The 21,014-nt window shown below is 39.7% G+C and carries 3 protein-coding genes; all 3 read left to right on the forward strand.

The features are described 5' to 3' along the window. The first annotated feature begins 65 nt into the window (after nucleotides 1-65). Nucleotides 66-1,601, forward strand: coding sequence for a Vomp family autotransporter (locus K3248_RS09250; protein WP_443092862.1), 1,536 nt, complete (start codon nucleotides 66-68; stop codon nucleotides 1,599-1,601). A gap of 773 nt (nucleotides 1,602-2,374) precedes the next feature. Continuing rightward, a complete protein-coding gene (locus tag K3248_RS02145) occupies nucleotides 2,375-20,173 on the forward strand; it encodes a Vomp family autotransporter (RefSeq protein ID WP_220716716.1) in 17,799 nt (5,932 codons plus the stop codon). Then, nucleotides 20,170-20,745, forward strand: coding sequence for an invasion associated locus B family protein (locus K3248_RS02150; RefSeq protein WP_220716717.1), 576 nt, complete (start codon nucleotides 20,170-20,172; stop codon nucleotides 20,743-20,745). Before K3248_RS02145 ends, K3248_RS02150 begins: the two co-directional genes overlap by 4 nt. Nucleotides 20,746-21,014 lie beyond the last annotated feature (269 nt).

Here is a 21,014-nt window from a genome sequence, read left to right on the forward strand (position 1 = left end):
CTTTTGCAGGGGTTGGAACTTCTATCAAGAATATCCATAATGAAATTAGCAATGAAATTTCTCAAATGGAAAGTGAAAGCCTTGTTAAGCAAGATGCACAAACCCATGCTATTAGCATTGGGGGTGAGAAGAGTGGTACGAAAGTTACATTCATAAATACTGATGGTGCATCGCGGATCTTGTCAGGTGTTTCGTCTGGAAGCGTTTCAGAGCAATCAACAGAAGCAGTTAATGGTAGTCAGCTGTATTCATTAAATCAGACCCTTGCAACTTACTTTGGTGGTGGAGCCAAGTTTGAAAATGGCAAATGGACAGCACCTAGCTTTATGGTTCAACAGTTGAATGATGATGGTACGTCTGAAGACAAGAAGTATAATAATGTAGCAGATGCATTTTCTGGCATGAGCCATTCTTTCAAGAAGCTTCGTCATGAGCTTTCAGATAACCTTGAACAAAATGCGTTGTTATGGAGTGATGAAGAAAAAGCATTTGTAGCGCTTCATGGTCAAGGTGATGCAAAGCATGATAGTAAGCTAACACATCTTTTAGATGGAGATATCTCACAAGGTTCTACAGAAGCCATTACAGGTAATCAGCTCTATGTATTAAACCAAGCTCTTGCAACATATTTTGGTGGTGGAGCCAAGTTTGAAAATGGAGTATGGACAGCGCCAAACTTTAAAGTTGCCCAGTTTACAGGTGATGGTAGTTCTTCAGAAGAAAAGAGCTATGATAGTGTTGCTGGAGCATTTGAAGGTGTTAATGGTAGCCTTAGCTCTATGAATGATCGTATCAATTCCGTTGAACAGTCCGTTGGACAGAATGTTAATTCGAATGGCTTAAATTGGAATGATAAAGAAGGTTCTTATGATGCGCGCCATAATGGTGATGAAAGTAAGATAACGCATGTAGCGGATGGTAATATATCCCAAGGTTCCAAAGATGTTGTTAATGGAGGTCAGCTTTGGGACACCAATGAACGTGTTGGTAAGGTTGAACAGCGTGTAGATGATATTGATAAACATGTCCAAGATATTGCTACGGAAGTTGCGGATGGATCTGTTAATTATGATAAGGATGAAACAGGCAAGAAGACGAATAAAGTTACGTTAGTTGGTGGCGATGAAAGTGCTCCTGTAGTGATAGACAATGTAGCAGATGGCAAGATAGAAAAAGGTTCGAAAGAAGCTGTTAATGGCGGTCAGTTACATGATTACACTGAAGAGCAGATGAAGATAGTTCTTGATGATGCGAAGAAATACACGGATGATCGTGTTCAGGATATTGTCAATAATGGTGTTGATGAAGCCAAGTCATATACAGATATGAAGTTTGAAACGTTAAATTATGCCATTGAGGATGTTCGTAAAGAAGCTAGACAGGCAGCGGCTATTGGGCTAGCAGTCTCTAATTTAAGTTATGATGATACACCTGGAAAATTAAGTGTCTCATTTGGTACGGGGGTATGGCATAGCCAATCTGCATTTGCTTTTGGAGTTGGTTATATGTCTGAAAATGGAAGAATTCGCTCTAATTTTTCTGCAACGAGTGCTGGAGGTCATTGGGGGTTAGGGGCAGGATTTAGAATAACACTGAACTAACAATAAAGTTTGTAAGTAAGATTTTAATTCGCCTTTGTTAAATAAACAAAGGCGAATACTTCTTAAAAAGGCTATTATAGATTTTAACTACGTCATGCTCTTAAGCCTTTGCGGAAAATGCCTAGCTGCTTTTGTTGAAAAAAGATCACATTAGAATCCAAAATGATATATCTTTTTAAAAAGAAGTTTATTTTTCTCTTGCTATTTCATTTAACATCTTATAGGAATACAAGAAGTATATTAATAAGACTCATTTTGGCACAAAAGATATTTCAGAAGGGGGGATAGGTAATGTATACAAGAAAAACTGCTACAAAATCGCATCCGCATTATTACATTACTCTTAATAAAAGAATATTGTAACCAATAGCTGTGTATCTTCAAAAAGCTAGCATTTCTAAAATGCTATTAAAGGCAAATACTCAAGAAAAAGCTCATGAGAAAAGTCTTTTACAGCTCAAAAATTTAATAACACAACCAACGTCGCTTAAAAGTGTAATAATCTCTTTTTTAAGCTTATATGACTAAAACCACATTCACCTTAGACTCTAAATGTGTTCTTTTTATGTTTAAAAAACATATCTCAAAATTTTCTCATTTAGGTCACATTACAGAAAGCGCACACAAAGCAAAAATAAAAGACTCAAAACGTTCCTATTCTAAGCAGAAATCCTTACTTCAAATCCTATTTGAACAAAGCAAATACTGTTGAAATATGTCTTTTTTATGTTTTGGAGGTGTTTTTTAATTTTTTTTTCATTGGAGAGTTCATTATGAAAAAATTGTATGCCAAACAAAAAACGAGCAATGCAAAGTCTTCTCGTTTTTCCTTTGTACATGTTTTTTTATCGGCTACAATAGTTGCATTTCTATCAAATGTTTCATCTGTTTTTGCTTCGAATTTAGCGATAACAGGAGCAAAATCTTTAAGTGATAATTCTCCTAATTCAGGATACTCTAGAGGGAGTCACGGCAGTATTGTCTTGGCTGGTGATGATGATTATTGTGGTGTTGATAATGTTATTGGTCGTGGAGACCGTATTATAGCTGATGGTAAAGAACGTAGGGGTAAAGAAATAACAGCAGAAGAGCAATATCAGCGATTTATTGAAAATAAAGCATTTGGTAGATTACATCCTTACGGTAGTAACGAGCAAGGACAGGACCGTTGGAGTGGTAATGGTAATACATCATTGAATAATGGTTATATGGGTGGGTCAACTAAAGGTGATACGAGTATATTGCCTTCAGCTTTTGGTATTTATTCTTTTGCAACAGGTTGTGGATCCTCAGCAAGGGGAAATTATTCCGTAGCGTTTGGTGCGAATGCAACTGCGAATGCAGGAGGAGCTCAAGCTTTTGGTGTTTCTGCTCTAGCAGAGGGAAAGGTAAGTGTTGCGATAGGTGTGGGGTCAGAAGCGAAAGGAGATTCTTCGATCGCTTTAGGTGGGCTTGCGCGTACAAGTGATAATAACGCTGTTGCGATAGGTACACAGGCTCAAGCACTTACAGCTGGTGCAGTTGCTTTAGGGTCTGACTCTGTGGCGAATATTGCTGCTGGTGTTGAAGGTTATAGTTCTCTTGGTTTTAAGGGAGGGGAGGAAGATAGCGGTTTTGTATGGAGAAGTACCCGAGCTGCATTTAGTGTTGGTGATGTTAGTAAAAAAATAACAAGACAAATTGTAGGGGTTGCTGCTGGTTCTGAAGCTACCGATGCGGTGAATGTTGCACAATTAAAAGCTTTAGAAACCTATACCAACACAAATGGTTGGACACTTTCTGTTGGTGGTGAAGATGTTGGAAAAGTTCTTATAAATAGTGAAGTAGATTTTTCCGCAGGAAGTAGTAACCTTAACATTACAAAAGGCGATAAAGACAATGAGATCAAATTTGATTTATCCAGAGATATCACACTAGATGGTGTGACAGTTGGGGGGAATGTTTTTAATGGGGCAGGTTTATCGATTAAAGATGGTCCGCAAGTGACTACTTCTGGTATTTCTGCAGGCAATAAGAAGATAACAGGTGTAGCAGCTGGTGATGCAGATAGCGACGCGGTGAATTTTTCACAACTAGAAAAAGTTAAACAAGAGGTTGCTGCTAATAGTTTTGTTCAACAAGATCCAGAAACAAACCGTATCACTATTGGAGCAAACAAAGAAGGTAGTGAGATCAACATTGCTAACAATGAAGAGGGAGCACGTACACTTTCTGGTGTAAAAGATGCCGTAAAGGGAGATGAGGCTGTTAACAAAGGGCAGCTGGATAGGGATATAGCAACTGTTAATAGCACTATTACAGATAAGATAGCGACAGTTAATAACACTATTACAAATAAGTTCGATGCCATTACACAAAAAGCACTTTTGTGGAGTGATGAAGATGATGCTTTTGTAGCGGATCATGGTGGGGATGGTGCAAAGACAAACAGTAAAATTACGCATCTTTTGGATGGTACTATTTCTTCTTATTCAAGCGATGCGATTAATGGTAGTCAACTCTATACATTAAATCAGACCCTTGCGACCTATTTTGGTGGTGGGGCAAAGTTTGAAGATGGTAGCTGGACAGCACCTAACTTTGCAATTCAACAGTTAAATGATGATGGTAGTTCAGAAGAGAAAAACTATAGCAATGTAGCAGAAGCCTTAAAAGATGTTGGTGTTTCTTTTAAGAATGTTGAAAATAATATTACCAAGCAGGTTAATGATGCAATCATTAAAGTAGAAGGTAGTAATCTAGTTCAACAAGATCTAAAGACAAAACGTATAACCATTGGGGCAAGCAAAGAAGGTAGTGAGATTAATATTGCTAACAGTGATGAAGAAGCACGTAAGCTTTCTGGTGTAAAGGATGCAACAGAAGTAGATGAAGCTGTTAACAAGGGGCAGCTTGATAGGGGTATAGCAACTGTTAATAACACTATTACAGATAAGATAGCGACAGTTAATAACACTATTACAAATAAGTTCGATGCCATTACACAAAAAGCACTTTTGTGGAGTGATGAAGATGATGCTTTTGTAGCGGATCATGGTGGGGATGGTGCAAAGACAAACAGTAAAATTACGCATCTTTTGGATGGTACTATTTCTTCTTATTCAAGCGATGCGATTAATGGTAGTCAACTCTATACATTAAATCAGACCCTTGCGACCTATTTTGGTGGTGGGGCAAAGTTTGAAGATGGTAGCTGGACAGCACCTAACTTTGCAATTCAACAGTTAAATGATGATGGTAGTTCAGAAGAGAAAAACTATAGCAATGTAGCAGAAGCCTTAAAAGATGTTGGTGTTTCTTTTAAGAATGTTGAAAATAATATTACCAAGCAGGTTAATGATGCAATCATTAAAGTAGAAGGTAACAACCTTGTTCAACAGGATAGTGCGACCAATCGTATAACCATTGGGGCCAGCAAAGAAGGTAGTGAGATTAATATTGCTAACAGTAATAAAGAAGCGCGCGTACTTTCTGGTGTAAAAGATGCAGCAAATGCAGATGAAGCTGTTAACAAGGGGCAGCTTGATAGCGGTATAGCAACTGTTAATAACACTATTACAGATAAGATAGCGACAGTTAATAATACTATTACAAATAAGTTCGATGCCATTACACAAAAAGCACTTTTGTGGAGCAATGCAGATGATGCTTTTGTAGCGGATCATGGAATAGGTTTTTCAAAGGCGAAGAGTAAGCTTACGCATCTTTTAGATGGTACTATTTCTTCTGATTCAAGCGATGCGATTAATGGTAGTCAACTCTATACATTAAATCAGACTCTTGCGACCTATTTTGGTGGTGGGGCAAAGTTTGAAGATGGTAGCTGGACAGCACCTAACTTTGCAATTCAACAGTTAAACGATGATGGTAGTTCAGAAGAGAAAAACTATAGCAATGTAGCAGAGGCTTTAAAAGATGTTGGTACTTCTTTTAAGAATGTTCAAAATAATATTACCAAGCAGGTTAATGATGCGATTACCAAAGTAGAAGGTAACAACCTTGTTCAACAGGATAGTGCGACCAATCGTATAACCATTGGGGCCAGCAAAGAAGGTAGTGAGATTAATATTGCTAACAGTAATAAAGAAGCGCGCGTACTTTCTGGTGTAAAAGATGCAGCAAATGCAGATGAAGCTGTTAACAAGGGGCAGCTTGATAGCGGTATAGCAACTGTTAATAACACTATTACAGATAAGATAGCGACAGTTAATAATACTATTACAAATAAGTTCGATGCCATTACACAAAAAGCACTTTTGTGGAGCAATGCAGATGATGCTTTTGTAGCGGATCATGGAACAGGTTTTTCAAAGACGAAGAGTAAGCTTACGCATCTTTTAGATGGTACTATTTCTTCTGATTCGAGCGATGCGATTAATGGTAGTCAACTCTATACAGTGAATCAGACTCTTGCGACCTATTTTGGTGGTGAAGCAAAGTTTGAAGATGGCAAATGGACAGCACCAAATTTCATAGTTCAACAGTTGAATGAAGATGGTAAGTCTGAAAAGCAAGAGTATGATAATGTAGCAGATGCTTTGGCCGGTGTTGGTACTTCCTTTACGAATATTGAAACGAACATTACCAAGCAGATTAATAATGCGATTACTAAAGTAGAAGGTAACAACCTTGTTCAACAGGATGATGAGACCAATCGTATAACCATTGGGGCAAGCAAAGAAGGTAGTGAGATTAATATTGCTAACAGTGATGAAGAAGCGCGCACACTTTCTGGTGTAAAGGATGCAGCAAAGGCAGATGAAGCGGTTAATAAAGGGCAGCTTGATAAGAATATAGCGACAGTTAATAACACTATTACAACTAAGTTCGATGCCATTACACAAAAAGCACTTTTATGGAGTGATGTAGATGATGCTTTTGTAGCGGATCATGGAACAGGTTTTTCAAAGACGAAGAGTAAGCTTACGCATCTTTTAGATGGTACTATTTCTTCTGATTCGAGCGATGCGATTAATGGTAGTCAGCTCTATACATTGAATAGAACTCTTGCGACCTATTTTGGTGGTGGTGCAAAGTTTGAAGATGGCAAATGGACAGCACCAAGCTTCACAGTTCAACAGTTGAATGAAGATGGTGAGTCTGAAAAGCAAGAGTATGATAATGTAGCAGATGCTTTGGCAGGTGTTGGTACTTCTTTCAAGAATGTTCAAAATAGTATTACCAAGCAGGTTAATAATGCGATTACTAAGGTGGAAGGTAACAATCTTGTTCAACAGGATGATGCGAGCAATCGTATAACCATTGGGGCCAGCAAAGAAGGTAGTGAGATTAATATTGCTAACAGTAATAAAGAAGCGCGTAGGCTTTCTGGTGTAAAGGATGCACAACAGGCAGATGAAGCTGTTAATAAAGGTCAGTTAGATAAGGGTATAGCAACTGTTAATAACACTATTACAACTAAGTTTGATGCCATTGCACAAAAAGCACTTTTATGGAGTGATGTAGATGGTGCTTTTGTAGCGGATCATGGAACGGGAGGGACAAAGACGAAAAGTAAGCTCACCCATCTTTTAGATGGCGCTATTTCTTTTGATTCGAGCGATGCGATTAATGGTAGTCAGCTCTATACGCTGAATAAGACCCTTGCGACCTATTTTGGAGGTGGTTCCAAGTTTGAAGATGGTAAGTGGACTAGACCAAGTTTCGCAGTTCAACAGTTGAATGACGATGGTGAATTTGAAAAGCAAGAGTATGATAATGTAGCGGATGCTTTGGCCGGTGTTGGTACTTCCTTTACGAATATACATAATGAGATAAACAATGCGATCACTAAAGTTGAAGGTGATAGCCTTGTTAAGCAAGATGCAACAACTCATGAAATTAGTATTGGCGGCAACAAGAGTGGTACAAAAGTTACTCTTACAAATACTGATGGAACTTTACGTAGCTTATCAGGTGTCAAGTCAGGAAATATTTCACAAGATTCGAGTGAAGCAGTTAATGGTGGTCAGCTCTATACGTTGAATAAGACCCTTGCGACTTATTTCGGTGGTGGCTCTAAGTTTGAAGATGGCAAGTGGACTAGACCAAGCTTCACAGTTCAACAGTTGAATGATGATGGTGAGTTTGAAAAGCAAGAGTATGATAATGTAGCGGATGCTTTGGCCGGTGTTGGCACTTCCTTTACGAATATACATAATGAGATCAACAATGCGATCACTAAGGTTGAAGGTGATAGCCTTGTTAAGCAAGATGCAACAACTCATGAAATTAGTATTGGTGGTGACAAGAGTGGTACAAAAGTTACTCTTACAAATACTGATGGAGCTTTACGTAGCTTGTCTGGTGTCAAGTCAGGAAGTCTTTCAAAAGACTCAACAGAAGCAGTTAATGGTGGTCAGCTTTATACGTTGAATAAGACCCTTGCGACCTATTTCGGTGGTGGAGCAAAGTTTGAAGATGGCAAGTGGACTGGACCAAGCTTCACAGTTCAACAGTTGAATGACGATGGTGAATTTGAAAAGCAAGAGTATGATAATGTAGCGGATGCTTTGGCCGGTGTTGGCACTTCCTTTACGAATATACATCATGAGATCAACAATGCGATCACTAAGGTTGAAGGTGATAGCCTTGTTAAGCAAGATGCAACAACTCATGAAATTAGTATTGGTGGCAACAAGAGTGGTACAAAAGTTACTCTTACAAATACTGATGGAACTTTACGCAGCTTGTCTGGTGTTGAGGCCGGAAATCTTTCAGAAGATTCAAGTGAAGCAGTTAATGGTGGTCAGCTCTATACGTTGAATAAGACCCTTGCGACCTACTTTGGAGGTGGAGCAAAGTTTGAAGATGGTAAGTGGACAGGACCAAGCTTCACAGTTCAACAGTTGAATGAAGATGGTAAGTCTGAAGAGAAGAAGTATAATAGTGTAGCGGATGCTTTGGCCGGTGTTGGTACTTCCTTTACGAATGTTGAAAATAACATTACCAAGCAGATCAACAATGCGATCACTAAAGTTGAAGGTGATAGCCTTGTTCAACAGGATGATGCGAACAATCGTATAACTATTGGAGCAAGCAAAGAAGGTAATGAGATCAATATAGCCAACAGTGCCCAAGAAGCACGCAGGCTTTCCGGTGTAAAGGATGCGCAACAGGCAGATGAAGCAGTTAACAAAGGTCAGTTAGATAAGAATTTGCAAGCCCTTTCAGATACACTTCAATCGGATGGCTCAGCAGTTGTGCATTATGACAAACAGTCAAATGGTACTATAGATTATACGAGTGTTACGCTTGGTAAAGCCAAAGGCTCAGCTTCTGTAGGCTTGCATAATGTAGCGAATGGACAGATTAAGGGCGGTTCTCATGATGCGATCAATGGTGGTCAGATAGAAAGTCTCTCACAAGATATTGCTAGTGCATTGGGCGGTGATGTTAAGTTTAAAGATGGTAAGTTTACCGCCCCTACCTATAAATTGTCAGGTATTGATAAAGAGGGTCATGTGGGAGAAACGAACTATCATGATGTAGGTTCAGCCTTTGCTGGTCTTGATAAGAATATCAATAATGTCAATGAACACTTCACGAACAAGTTTGATGAACTTTCGCAGAGTATAGGGGAATCTGAGCAACAGCTTAAAGATGATGCATTGTTGTGGAGTTCGAGTGAGAAAGCCTTTGTAGCAGATCATGGAGTTGGTTCTTCAAAGACGAAAAGTAAGCTTACGCATCTTTTGGATGGAGATGTTTCAGAAAACTCCAGTGATGCGGTTAATGGTGGTCAGCTCTATACGTTGAATAAGACCCTTGCGACCTACTTTGGAGGTGGAGCAAAGTTTGAAGATGGTAAGTGGAGCGGACCAAACTTCACGGTTCAACAATTGAATGAAGATGGTAAGTCTGAAGAGAAGAAGTATAATAGTGTAGCGGATGCTTTGGCCGGTGTTGGTACTTCCTTTACGAATGTTGAAAATAACATTACCAAGCAGATCAACAATGCGATCACTAAAGTTGAAGGTGATAGCCTTGTTCAACAGGATGATGCGAACAATCGTATAACTATTGGAGCAAGCAAAGAAGGTAATGAGATCAATATAGCCAACAGTGCCCAAGAAGCACGCAGGCTTTCCGGTGTAAAGGATGCGCAACAGGCAGATGAAGCAGTTAACAAAGGTCAGTTAGATAAGAATTTGCAAGCCCTTTCAGATACACTTCAATCGGATGGCTCAGCAGTTGTGCATTATGACAAACAGTCAAATGGTACTATAGATTATACGAGTGTTACGCTTGGTAAAGCCAAAGGCTCAGCTTCTGTAGGCTTGCATAATGTAGCGAATGGACAGATTAAGGGCGGTTCTCATGATGCGATCAATGGTGGTCAGATAGAAAGTCTCTCACAAGATATTGCTAGTGCATTGGGCGGTGATGTTAAGTTTAAAGATGGTAAGTTTACCGCCCCTACCTATAAATTGTCAGGTATTGATAAAGAGGGTCATGTGGGAGAAACGAACTATCATGATGTAGGTTCAGCCTTTGCTGGTCTTGATAAGAATATCAATAATGTCAATGAACACTTCACGAACAAGTTTGATGAACTTTCGCAGAGTATAGGGGAATCTGAGCAACAGCTTAAAGATGATGCATTGTTGTGGAGTTCGAGTGAGAAAGCCTTTGTAGCAGATCATGGAGTTGGTTCTTCAAAGACGAAAAGTAAGCTTACGCATCTTTTGGATGGAGATGTTTCAGAAAACTCTAGTGATGCGGTTAATGGTGGTCAGCTCTATACGTTGAATAAGACCCTTGCGACCTACTTTGGAGGTGGAGCAAAGTTTGAAGATGGTAAGTGGAGCGGACCAAACTTCACGGTTCAACAATTGAATGAAGATGGTAAGTCTGAAGAGAAGAAGTATAATAGTGTAGCGGATGCTTTGGCCGGTGTTGGTACTTCCTTTACGAATGTTGAAAATAACATTACCAAGCAGATCAACAATGCGATCACTAAAGTTGAAGGTGATAGCCTTGTTCAACAGGATGATGCGAACAATCGTATAACTATTGGAGCAAGCAAAGAAGGTAATGAGATCAATATAGCCAACAGTGCCCAAGAAGCACGCAGGCTTTCCGGTGTAAAGGATGCGCAACAGGCAGATGAAGCAGTTAACAAAGGTCAGTTAGATAAGAATTTGCAAGCCCTTTCAGATACACTTCAATCGGATGGCTCAGCAGTTGTGCATTATGACAAACAGTCAAATGGTACTATAGATTATACGAGTGTTACGCTTGGTAAAGCCAAAGGCTCAGCTTCTGTAGGCTTGCATAATGTAGCGAATGGACAGATTAAGGGCGGTTCTCATGATGCGATCAATGGTGGTCAGATAGAAAGTCTCTCACAAGATATTGCTAGTGCATTGGGCGGTGATGTTAAGTTTAAAGATGGTAAGTTTACCGCCCCTACCTATAAATTGTCAGGTATTGATAAAGAGGGTCATGTGGGAGAAACGAACTATCATGATGTAGGTTCAGCCTTTGCTGGTCTTGATAAGAATATCAATAATGTCAATGAACACTTCACGAACAAGTTTGATGAACTTTCGCAGAGTATAGGGGAATCTGAGCAACAGCTTAAAGATGATGCATTGTTGTGGAGTTCGAGTGAGAAAGCCTTTGTAGCAGATCATGGAGTTGGTTCTTCAAAGACGAAAAGTAAGCTTACGCATCTTTTGGATGGAGATGTTTCAGAAAACTCCAGTGATGCGGTTAATGGTGGTCAGCTCTATACGTTGAATAAGACCCTTGCGACCTACTTTGGAGGTGGAGCAAAGTTTGAAGATGGTAAGTGGAGCGGACCAAACTTCACGGTTCAACAATTGAATGAAGATGGTAAGTCTGAAGAGAAGAAGTATAATAGTGTAGCGGATGCTTTGGCCGGTGTTGGTACTTCCTTTACGAATGTTGAAAATAACATTACCAAGCAGATCAACAATGCGATCACTAAAGTTGAAGGTGATAGCCTTGTTCAACAGGATGATGCGAACAATCGTATAACTATTGGAGCAAGCAAAGAAGGTAATGAGATCAATATAGCCAACAGTGCCCAAGAAGCACGCAGGCTTTCCGGTGTAAAGGATGCGCAACAGGCAGATGAAGCAGTTAACAAAGGTCAGTTAGATAAGAATTTGCAAGCCCTTTCAGATACACTTCAATCGGATGGCTCAGCAGTTGTGCATTATGACAAACAGTCAAATGGTACTATAGATTATACGAGTGTTACGCTTGGTAAAGCCAAAGGCTCAGCTTCTGTAGGCTTGCATAATGTAGCGAATGGACAGATTAAGGGCGGTTCTCATGATGCGATCAATGGTGGTCAGATAGAAAGTCTCTCACAAGATATTGCTAGTGCATTGGGCGGTGATGTTAAGTTTAAAGATGGTAAGTTTACCGCCCCTACCTATAAATTGTCAGGTATTGATAAAGAGGGTCATGTGGGAGAAACGAACTATCATGATGTAGGTTCAGCCTTTGCTGGTCTTGATAAGAATATCAATAATGTCAATGAACACTTCACGAACAAGTTTGATGAACTTTCGCAGAGTATAGGGGAATCTGAGCAACAGCTTAAAGATGATGCATTGTTGTGGAGTTCGAGTGAGAAAGCCTTTGTAGCAGATCATGGAGTTGGTTCTTCAAAGACGAAAAGTAAGCTTACGCATCTTTTGGATGGAGATGTTTCAGAAAACTCCAGTGATGCGGTTAATGGTGGTCAGCTCTATACGTTGAATAAGACCCTTGCGACCTACTTTGGAGGTGGAGCAAAGTTTGAAGATGGTAAGTGGAGCGGACCAAACTTCACAGTTCAACAGTTGAATGAAGATGGTAAGTCTGAAGAGAAGAAGTATAATAGTGTAGCCGATGCTTTGGCCGGTGTTGGTACTTCCTTTACGAATGTTGAAAATAACATTACTAAGCAGATCAACAATGCGATCACTAAAGTTGAAGGTGATAGCCTTGTTAAGCAAGATGAAGTAACCCATGAAATTAGTATTGGCGGCAACAAGAGTGGTACAAAAGTTACTCTTGCGAACACTGATGGAGCTTTACGTAGCTTGTCTGGTGTTGAGGCCGGAAGTCTTTCAGAAGATTCAAGTGAAGCAGTTAATGGTGGTCAGCTCTATACGTTGAATAAGACCCTTGCGACCTATTTCGGTGGTGGCTCTAAGTTTGAAGATGGCGCATGGATCGCACCAAGCTTCACAGTTCAACAGTTGAATAAAGCAGGTAAATTTGAAGAGAAGAAGTATAATAATGTAGCGGATGCTTTGGCCGGTGTTGGTACTTCCTTTACGAATATACATAATGAGATCAACAATGCGATCACCAAGGTTGAAGGTGATAGCCTTGTTAAGCAAGATGCAACAACTCATGAAATTAGTATTGGTGGTGACAAGAGTGGTACAAAAGTTACTCTTGCGAACACTGATGGAGCTTTACGTAGCTTGTCTGGTGTTGAGGCCGGAAGTCTTTCAAAAGACTCAACAGAAGCAGTTAATGGTGGTCAGCTCTATACGTTGAATAAGACTCTTGCGACTTATTTCGGTGGTGGCTCTAAGTTTGAAGATGGCAAGTGGACAGGACCAAGCTTCACAGTTCAACAGTTGAATGAAGATGGTGAATTTGAAAAGCAAGAGTATGATAATGTAGCGGATGCTTTGGCCGGTGTTGGCACTTCCTTTACGAATATACATAATGAGATCAACAATGCGATCACTAAGGTTGAAGGTGATAGCCTTGTTAAGCAAGATGCAACAACTCATGAAATTAGTATTGGTGGTGACAAGAGTGGTACAAAAGTTACTCTTACAAATACTGATGGAGCTTTACGTAGCTTGTCTGGTGTCAAGTCAGGAAGTCTTTCAAAAGACTCAACAGAAGCAGTTAATGGTGGTCAGCTTTATACGTTGAATAAGACCCTTGCGACCTATTTCGGTGGTGGAGCAAAGTTTGAAGATGGCAAGTGGACTGGACCAAGCTTCACAGTTCAACAGTTGAATGACGATGGTGAATTTGAAAAGCAAGAGTATGATAATGTAGCGGATGCTTTGGCCGGTGTTGGCACTTCCTTTACGAATATACATCATGAGATCAACAATGCGATCACTAAGGTTGAAGGTGATAGCCTTGTTAAGCAAGATGCAACAACTCATGAAATTAGTATTGGTGGCAACAAGAGTGGTACAAAAGTTACTCTTACAAATACTGATGGAACTTTACGCAGCTTGTCTGGTGTTGAGGCCGGAAATCTTTCAGAAGATTCAAGTGAAGCAGTTAATGGTGGTCAGCTCTATACGTTGAATAAGACCCTTGCGACCTACTTTGGAGGTGGAGCAAAGTTTGAAGATGGTAAGTGGACAGGACCAAGCTTCACAGTTCAACAGTTGAATGAAGATGGTAAGTCTGAAGAGAAGAAGTATAATAGTGTAGCGGATGCTTTGGCCGGTGTTGGTACTTCCTTTACGAATGTTGAAAATAACATTACCAAGCAGATCAACAATGCGATCACTAAAGTTGAAGGTGATAGCCTTGTTCAACAGGATGATGCGAACAATCGTATAACTATTGGAGCAAGCAAAGAAGGTAATGAGATCAATATAGCCAACAGTGCCCAAGAAGCACGCAGGCTTTCCGGTGTAAAGGATGCGCAACAGGCAGATGAAGCAGTTAACAAAGGTCAGTTAGATAAGAATTTGCAAGCCCTTTCAGATACACTTCAATCGGATGGCTCAGCAGTTGTGCATTATGACAAACAGTCAAATGGTACTATAGATTATACGAGTGTTACGCTTGGTAAAGCCAAAGGCTCAGCTTCTGTAGGCTTGCATAATGTAGCGAATGGACAGATTAAGGGCGGTTCTCATGATGCGATCAATGGTGGTCAGATAGAAAGTCTCTCACAAGATATTGCTAGTGCATTGGGCGGTGATGTTAAGTTTAAAGATGGTAAGTTTACCGCCCCTACCTATAAATTGTCAGGTATTGATAAAGAGGGTCATGTGGGAGAAACGAACTATCATGATGTAGGTTCAGCCTTTGCTGGTCTTGATAAGAATATCAATAATGTCAATGAACACTTCACGAACAAGTTTGATGAACTTTCGCAGAGTATAGGGGAATCTGAGCAACAGCTTAAAGATGATGCATTGTTGTGGAGTTCGAGTGAGAAAGCCTTTGTAGCAGATCATGGAGTTGGTTCTTCAAAGACGAAAAGTAAGCTTACGCATCTTTTGGATGGAGATGTTTCAGAAAACTCTAGTGATGCGGTTAATGGTGGTCAGCTCTATACGTTGAATAAGACCCTTGCGACCTACTTTGGAGGTGGAGCAAAGTTTGAAGATGGTAAGTGGAGCGGACCAAACTTCACAGTTCAACAGTTGAATGAAGATGGTAAGTCTGAAGAGAAGAAGTATAATAGTGTAGCCGATGCTTTGGCCGGTGTTGGTACTTCCTTTACGAATGTTGAAAATAACATTACTAAGCAGATCAACAATGCGATCACTAAAGTTGAAGGTGATAGCCTTGTTAAGCAAGATGAAGTAACCCATGAAATTAGTATTGGCGGCAACAAGAGTGGTACAAAAGTTACTCTTGCGAACACTGATGGAGCTTTACGTAGCTTGTCTGGTGTTGAGGCCGGAAGTCTTTCAGAAGATTCAAGTGAAGCAGTTAATGGTGGTCAGCTCTATACGTTGAATAAGACCCTTGCGACCTATTTCGGTGGTGGCTCTAAGTTTGAAGATGGCGCATGGATCGCACCAAGCTTCACAGTTCAACAGTTGAATAAAGCAGGTAAATTTGAAGAGAAGAAGTATAATAATGTAGCGGATGCTTTGGCCGGTGTTGGTACTTCCTTTACGAATATACATAATGAGATCAACAATGCGATCACCAAGGTTGAAGGTGATAGCCTTGTTAAGCAAGATGCAACAACTCATGAAATTAGTATTGGTGGTGACAAGAGTGGTACAAAAGTTACTCTTGCGAACACTGATGGAGCTTTACGTAGCTTGTCTGGTGTCAAGTCAGGAAGTCTTTCAAAAGACTCAACAGAAGCAGTTAATGGTGGTCAGCTCTATACGTTGAATAAGACCCTTGCGACTTATTTCGGTGGTGGCTCTAAGTTTGAAGATGGTAAGTGGATTAGACCAAGCTTCACAGTTCAACAGTTGAATAAAGCAGGTAAATTTGAAGAGAAGAAGTATAATAATGTAGCGGATGCTTTGGCCGGTGTTGGTACTTCCTTTACGAATATACATAATGAGATCAACAATGCGATCACCAAGGTTGAAGGTGATAGCCTTGTTAAGCAAGATGCAACAACTCATGAAATTAGTATTGGTGGTGACAAGAGTGGTACAAAAGTTACTCTTACAAATACTGATGGAGCTTTACGTAGCTTGTCTGGTGTCAAGTCAGGAAGTCTTTCAAAAGACTCAACAGAAGCAGTTAATGGTGGTCAGCTTTATACGTTGAATAAGACCCTTGCGACCTACTTTGGTGGTGGAGCAAAGTTTGAAGATGGCAAGTGGACAGGACCAAGCTTCACAGTTCAACAGTTGAATGACGATGGTGAATTTGAAAAGCAAGAGTATGATAATGTAGCGGATGCTTTGGCCGGTGTTGGCACTTCCTTTACGAATATACATAATGAGATCAACAATGCGATCACCAAGGTTGAAGGTGATAGCCTTGTTAAGCAAGATGCAACAACTCATGAAATTAGTATTGGTGGTGACAAGAGTGGTACAAAAGTTACTCTTACAAATACTGATGGAGCTTTACGTAGCTTGTCTGGTGTCAAGTCAGGAAGTCTTTCAAAAGACTCATCAGAAGCAGTTAATGGTGGTCAGCTCTATACGTTGAATAAGACCCTTGCGACCTACTTTGGAGGTGGAGCAAAGTTTGAAGATGGTAAGTGGAGCGAACCAAACTTCACAGTTCAACAGTTGAATGAAGATGGTGAATTTGAAAAGCAAGAGTATGATAATGTAGCGGATGCTTTGGCCGGTGTTGGCACTTCCTTTACGAATATACATAATGAAATCAACAATGCGATCACCAAGGTTGAAGGTGATAGCCTTGTTAAGCAAGATGAAGTAACCCATGAAATTAGTATTGGTGGTGACAAGAGTGGTACAAAAGTTACTCTTACAAATACTGATGGAGCTTTACGTAGCTTGTCTGGTGTCAAGTCAGGAAGTCTTTCAGAAGATTCAAGTGAAGCAGTTAATGGTGGTCAGCTCTATACGTTGAATAAGACCCTTGCGACCTACTTTGGAGGTGGAGCAAAGTTTGAGAATGGTGAATGGATAGCGCCTCACTTTACGGTTAAGGGCTTTGATTCTGAAGGTAATGCTACAGAAGAAAGCTATGATAACGTTGCCGGTGCTTTTGAAGGTTTCAATAGTTCTCTGACAAATATACACGATGAAATGAGTAATGCGCTTAACACTGTTGAAGGTAATAATCTTGTTAAGCAAGATCCTGAGAGTAAGAATATCACGATAGGTGGAGAAAGAGAGGGTGATGAAGTTAATATTGCCAATAAAGACCATGAAGATCGTAGGCTTTCTGGTATAAAGGCAGGGGAAAAAGCCAATGAAGCCGTTAACAAAGGTCAATTGGATCAAGGTTTAAAAGAGTTAACAAATAGCCTTCAGTCTGATGGTTCAGCGGTTGTTCATTATGATCAATCAGAAGATGGTAGCATAGATTATACGAGTGTTACGCTTGGTAAAGCCAAAGGCTCAGCTTCTGTAGGCTTGCATAATGTAGCTGATGGGCAAATTAGCGCTGGTTCTCATGATGCGATCAATGGTGGTCAGCTAGAAGTTCTTTCTCAAGATATTGCCAAGGCATTGGGTGGAGATGCGAAATTTGCAGATGGTAAGTTTAGCGAACCTACCTATACATTGTCTGATATAGATAAAGATGGGGAAGTAGGCTCAACGAGTTACCATGATGCGGGTTCAGCGCTTGCTGGTCTTGATAAGAATATTAACAATGTCAATAATAACTTAACGAATAAGTTTGATGAACTGAGCCAAAATGTAGGGCAAGCAACGCAACAGCTTAAAGATGATGCATTGTTGTGGAGTTCGAGTGAGAAAGCCTTTGTAGCAGATCATGGAGTTGGTTCTTCAAAGACGAAAAGTAAGCTTACGCATCTTTTGGATGGAGATGTTTCAGAAAACTCCAGTGATGCGGTTAATGGTGGTCAGCTCTATACGTTGAATAAGACCCTTGCAACCTACTTTGGAGGTGGAGCAAAGTTTGAGAATGGTGAATGGATAGCGCCTCACTTTACGGTTAAGGGCTTTGATTCTGAAGGTAATGCTACAGAAGAAAGCTATGATAACGTTGCCGGTGCTTTTGAAGGTTTCAATAGTTCTCTGACAAATATACACGATGAAATGAGTAATGCGCTTAACACTGTTGAAGGTAATAATCTTGTTAAGCAAGATCCTGAGAGTAAGAATATCACGATAGGTGGAGAAAGAGAGGGTGATGAAGTTAATATTGCCAATAAAGACCATGAAGATCGTAGGCTTTCTGGTATAAAGGCAGGGGAAAAAGCCAATGAAGCCGTTAACAAAGGTCAATTGGATCAAGGTTTAAAAGAGTTAACAAATAGCCTTCAGTCTGATGGTTCAGCGGTTGTTCATTATGATCAATCAGAAGATGGTAGCATAGATTATACGAGTGTTACGCTTGGTAAAGCCAAAGGCTCAGCTTCTGTAGGCTTGCATAATGTAGCTGATGGGCAAATTAGCGCTGGTTCTCATGATGCGATCAATGGTGGTCAGCTAGAAGTTCTTTCTCAAGATATTGCCAAGGCATTGGGTGGAGATGCGAAATTTGCAGATGGTAAGTTTAGCGAACCTACCTATACATTGTCTGATATAGATAAAGATGGGGAAGTAGGCTCAACGAGTTACCATGATGCGGGTTCAGCGCTTGCTGGTCTTGATAAGAATATTAACAATGTCAATAATAACTTAACGAATAAGTTTGATGAACTGAGCCAAAATGTAGGGCAAGCAACGCAACAGCTTAAAGATGATGCATTGTTGTGGAGTTCGAATGAGAAGGCTTTTGTAGCGGATCATGGAGCAGAAGGTGAAAAGACAGCTAGCAAGATCACACATCTTTTAAATGGAGAGATTACGCAAGCTTCTACGGATGCAATTAATGGTAGCCAGCTTTATTCGTTGAATAAGACCCTTGCAACCTACTTTGGTGGTGAAGCGAAGTTTGAAAATGGCAAGTGGACAGCACCAAATTTCACGGTTACGAGCTTGAATGATGATGGTACGTTTGAAGAAAAGAAGTATAATAATGTTGCAGATGCATTTTCGGAAATGAATAATTCTTTCACGAAACTTCACGATGATATTTTGTATAATTTTGATCCAAATGCGTTGTTATGGAGTGATGAAGAAAAAGCATTTGTAGCGCTTCATGGTCAAGGTGACGCAAAGCATGATAGTAAGCTAACACATCTTTTAGATGGAGATATCTCACAAGGTTCTACAGAAGCCATTACAGGTAATCAGCTCTATGTATTAAACCAAGCTCTTGCAACATATTTTGGTGGTGGAGCCAAGTTTGAAAATGGAGTATGGACAGCGCCAAACTTTAAAGTTGCCCAGTTTACAGGTGATGGTAGTTCTTCAGAAGAAAAGAGCTATGATAGTGTTGCTGGAGCATTTGAAGGTGTTAATGGTAGCCTTAGCTCTATGAATGATCGTATCAATTCCGTTGAACAGTCCGTTGGACAGAATGTTAATTCGAATGGCTTAAATTGGAATGATAAAGAAGGTTCTTATGATGCGCGCCATAATGGTGATGAAAGTAAGATAACGCATGTAGCGGATGGTAATATATCCCAAGGTTCCAAAGATGTTGTTAATGGAGGTCAGCTTTGGGACACCAATGAACGTGTTGGTAAGGTTGAACAGCGTGTAGATGATATTGATAAACATGTCCAAGATATTGCTACGGAAGTTGCGGATGGATCTGTTAATTATGATAAGGATGAAACAGGCAAGAAGACGAATAAAGTTACGTTAGTTGGTGGCGATGAAAGTGCTCCTGTAGTGATAGACAATGTAGCAGATGGCAAGATAGAAAAAGGTTCGAAAGAAGCTGTTAATGGCGGTCAGTTACATGATTACACTGAAGAGCAGATGAAGATAGTTCTTGATGATGCGAAGAAATACACGGATGATCGTGTTCAGGATATTGTCAATGATAGTGTTAATGAAGCCAAGTCATATACAGATATGAAGTTTGAAACGTTAAATTATGCCATTGAGGATGTTCGTAAAGAAGCTAGACAGGCAGCAGCTATTGGGTTAGCGGTCTCTAACTTACGTTATTATGATATACCTGGATCTGTGAGCCTTTCATTTGGTACGGGTATATGGCGTAGCCAATCCGCATTCGCTGTAGGTGCTGGTTATACATCTGAAGATGGGAATATTCGTTCTAACGTATCTATTACGAGCGCTGGAGGCCACTGGGGGATAGGTGCAGGGATTACGTTAAGGTTGAGATGATAGTAAAAAAACGAAATATTTTGATAAAAATTTTATTCGTCCTTGCTTTATTAGGCAAGGGCGAAGGGTTTGCGGATGATAAGCATAGTGTTTATACTATTCATCCACCGCACTTAACTGTTCCTAAAGGAGCACCTGGTGAAACACGTCGAATTATTATGCAGTTTTATTATTGGACTTTGATTTGTGATGAAAAACAAAAGCTTAAGCAAGGCATATGTAACGTAACACAGACTGTTCATGATCAGGAAGATAATACTATTTTTAGTTGGTCTCTTGTTTCAACCACGAATGGTAAAGCGATAATGCTCTTTCGAACATTACCAAATGCTGATACAAAAGTTCCTATTCAAATGTTTGTTGAAGGTGTTAAAAAGCCTGTTCTTATTCATTATACGCAATGTAGTGAAACAGTTTGTCTAGCACAATCACCTATAGGACCAATTTTTAGTAAACAAATAGAAAAGAATAAAGAGGTACGTATTTCTTATAAAGTTAAAAAAGGAAAGATATTTTCTTTTATTCTGCCATTTAAAGGATTAAGCGAAGCACTTTATTCTTTACAACGATAGACCATACTGTAAGAGCATTTTTACATAAGTTATTTTATTATATTTTCAAATAAGATAACATCTTACATCTGTAAAATCCTTATAAGCTATTTATATGTCATGAAAAATTAAAAGAGTATTTTTCATAGGGCTTATTAAGGTAAATTACGTTAGCTACTAACAGCAAGCTATTGAAAATAGATTGTGTGTAGTAAGAATAGAATTCTTCAGAAAAAGATTTTTTATGAAAGTTTTATACTGATTTTGAACACAATTTTTTTTGAAGAGAA

It is taken from the genome of Bartonella raoultii, from assembly GCF_019659805.1.
GTDB classification, from domain to species: Bacteria; Pseudomonadota; Alphaproteobacteria; order Rhizobiales; family Rhizobiaceae; genus Bartonella; species Bartonella raoultii.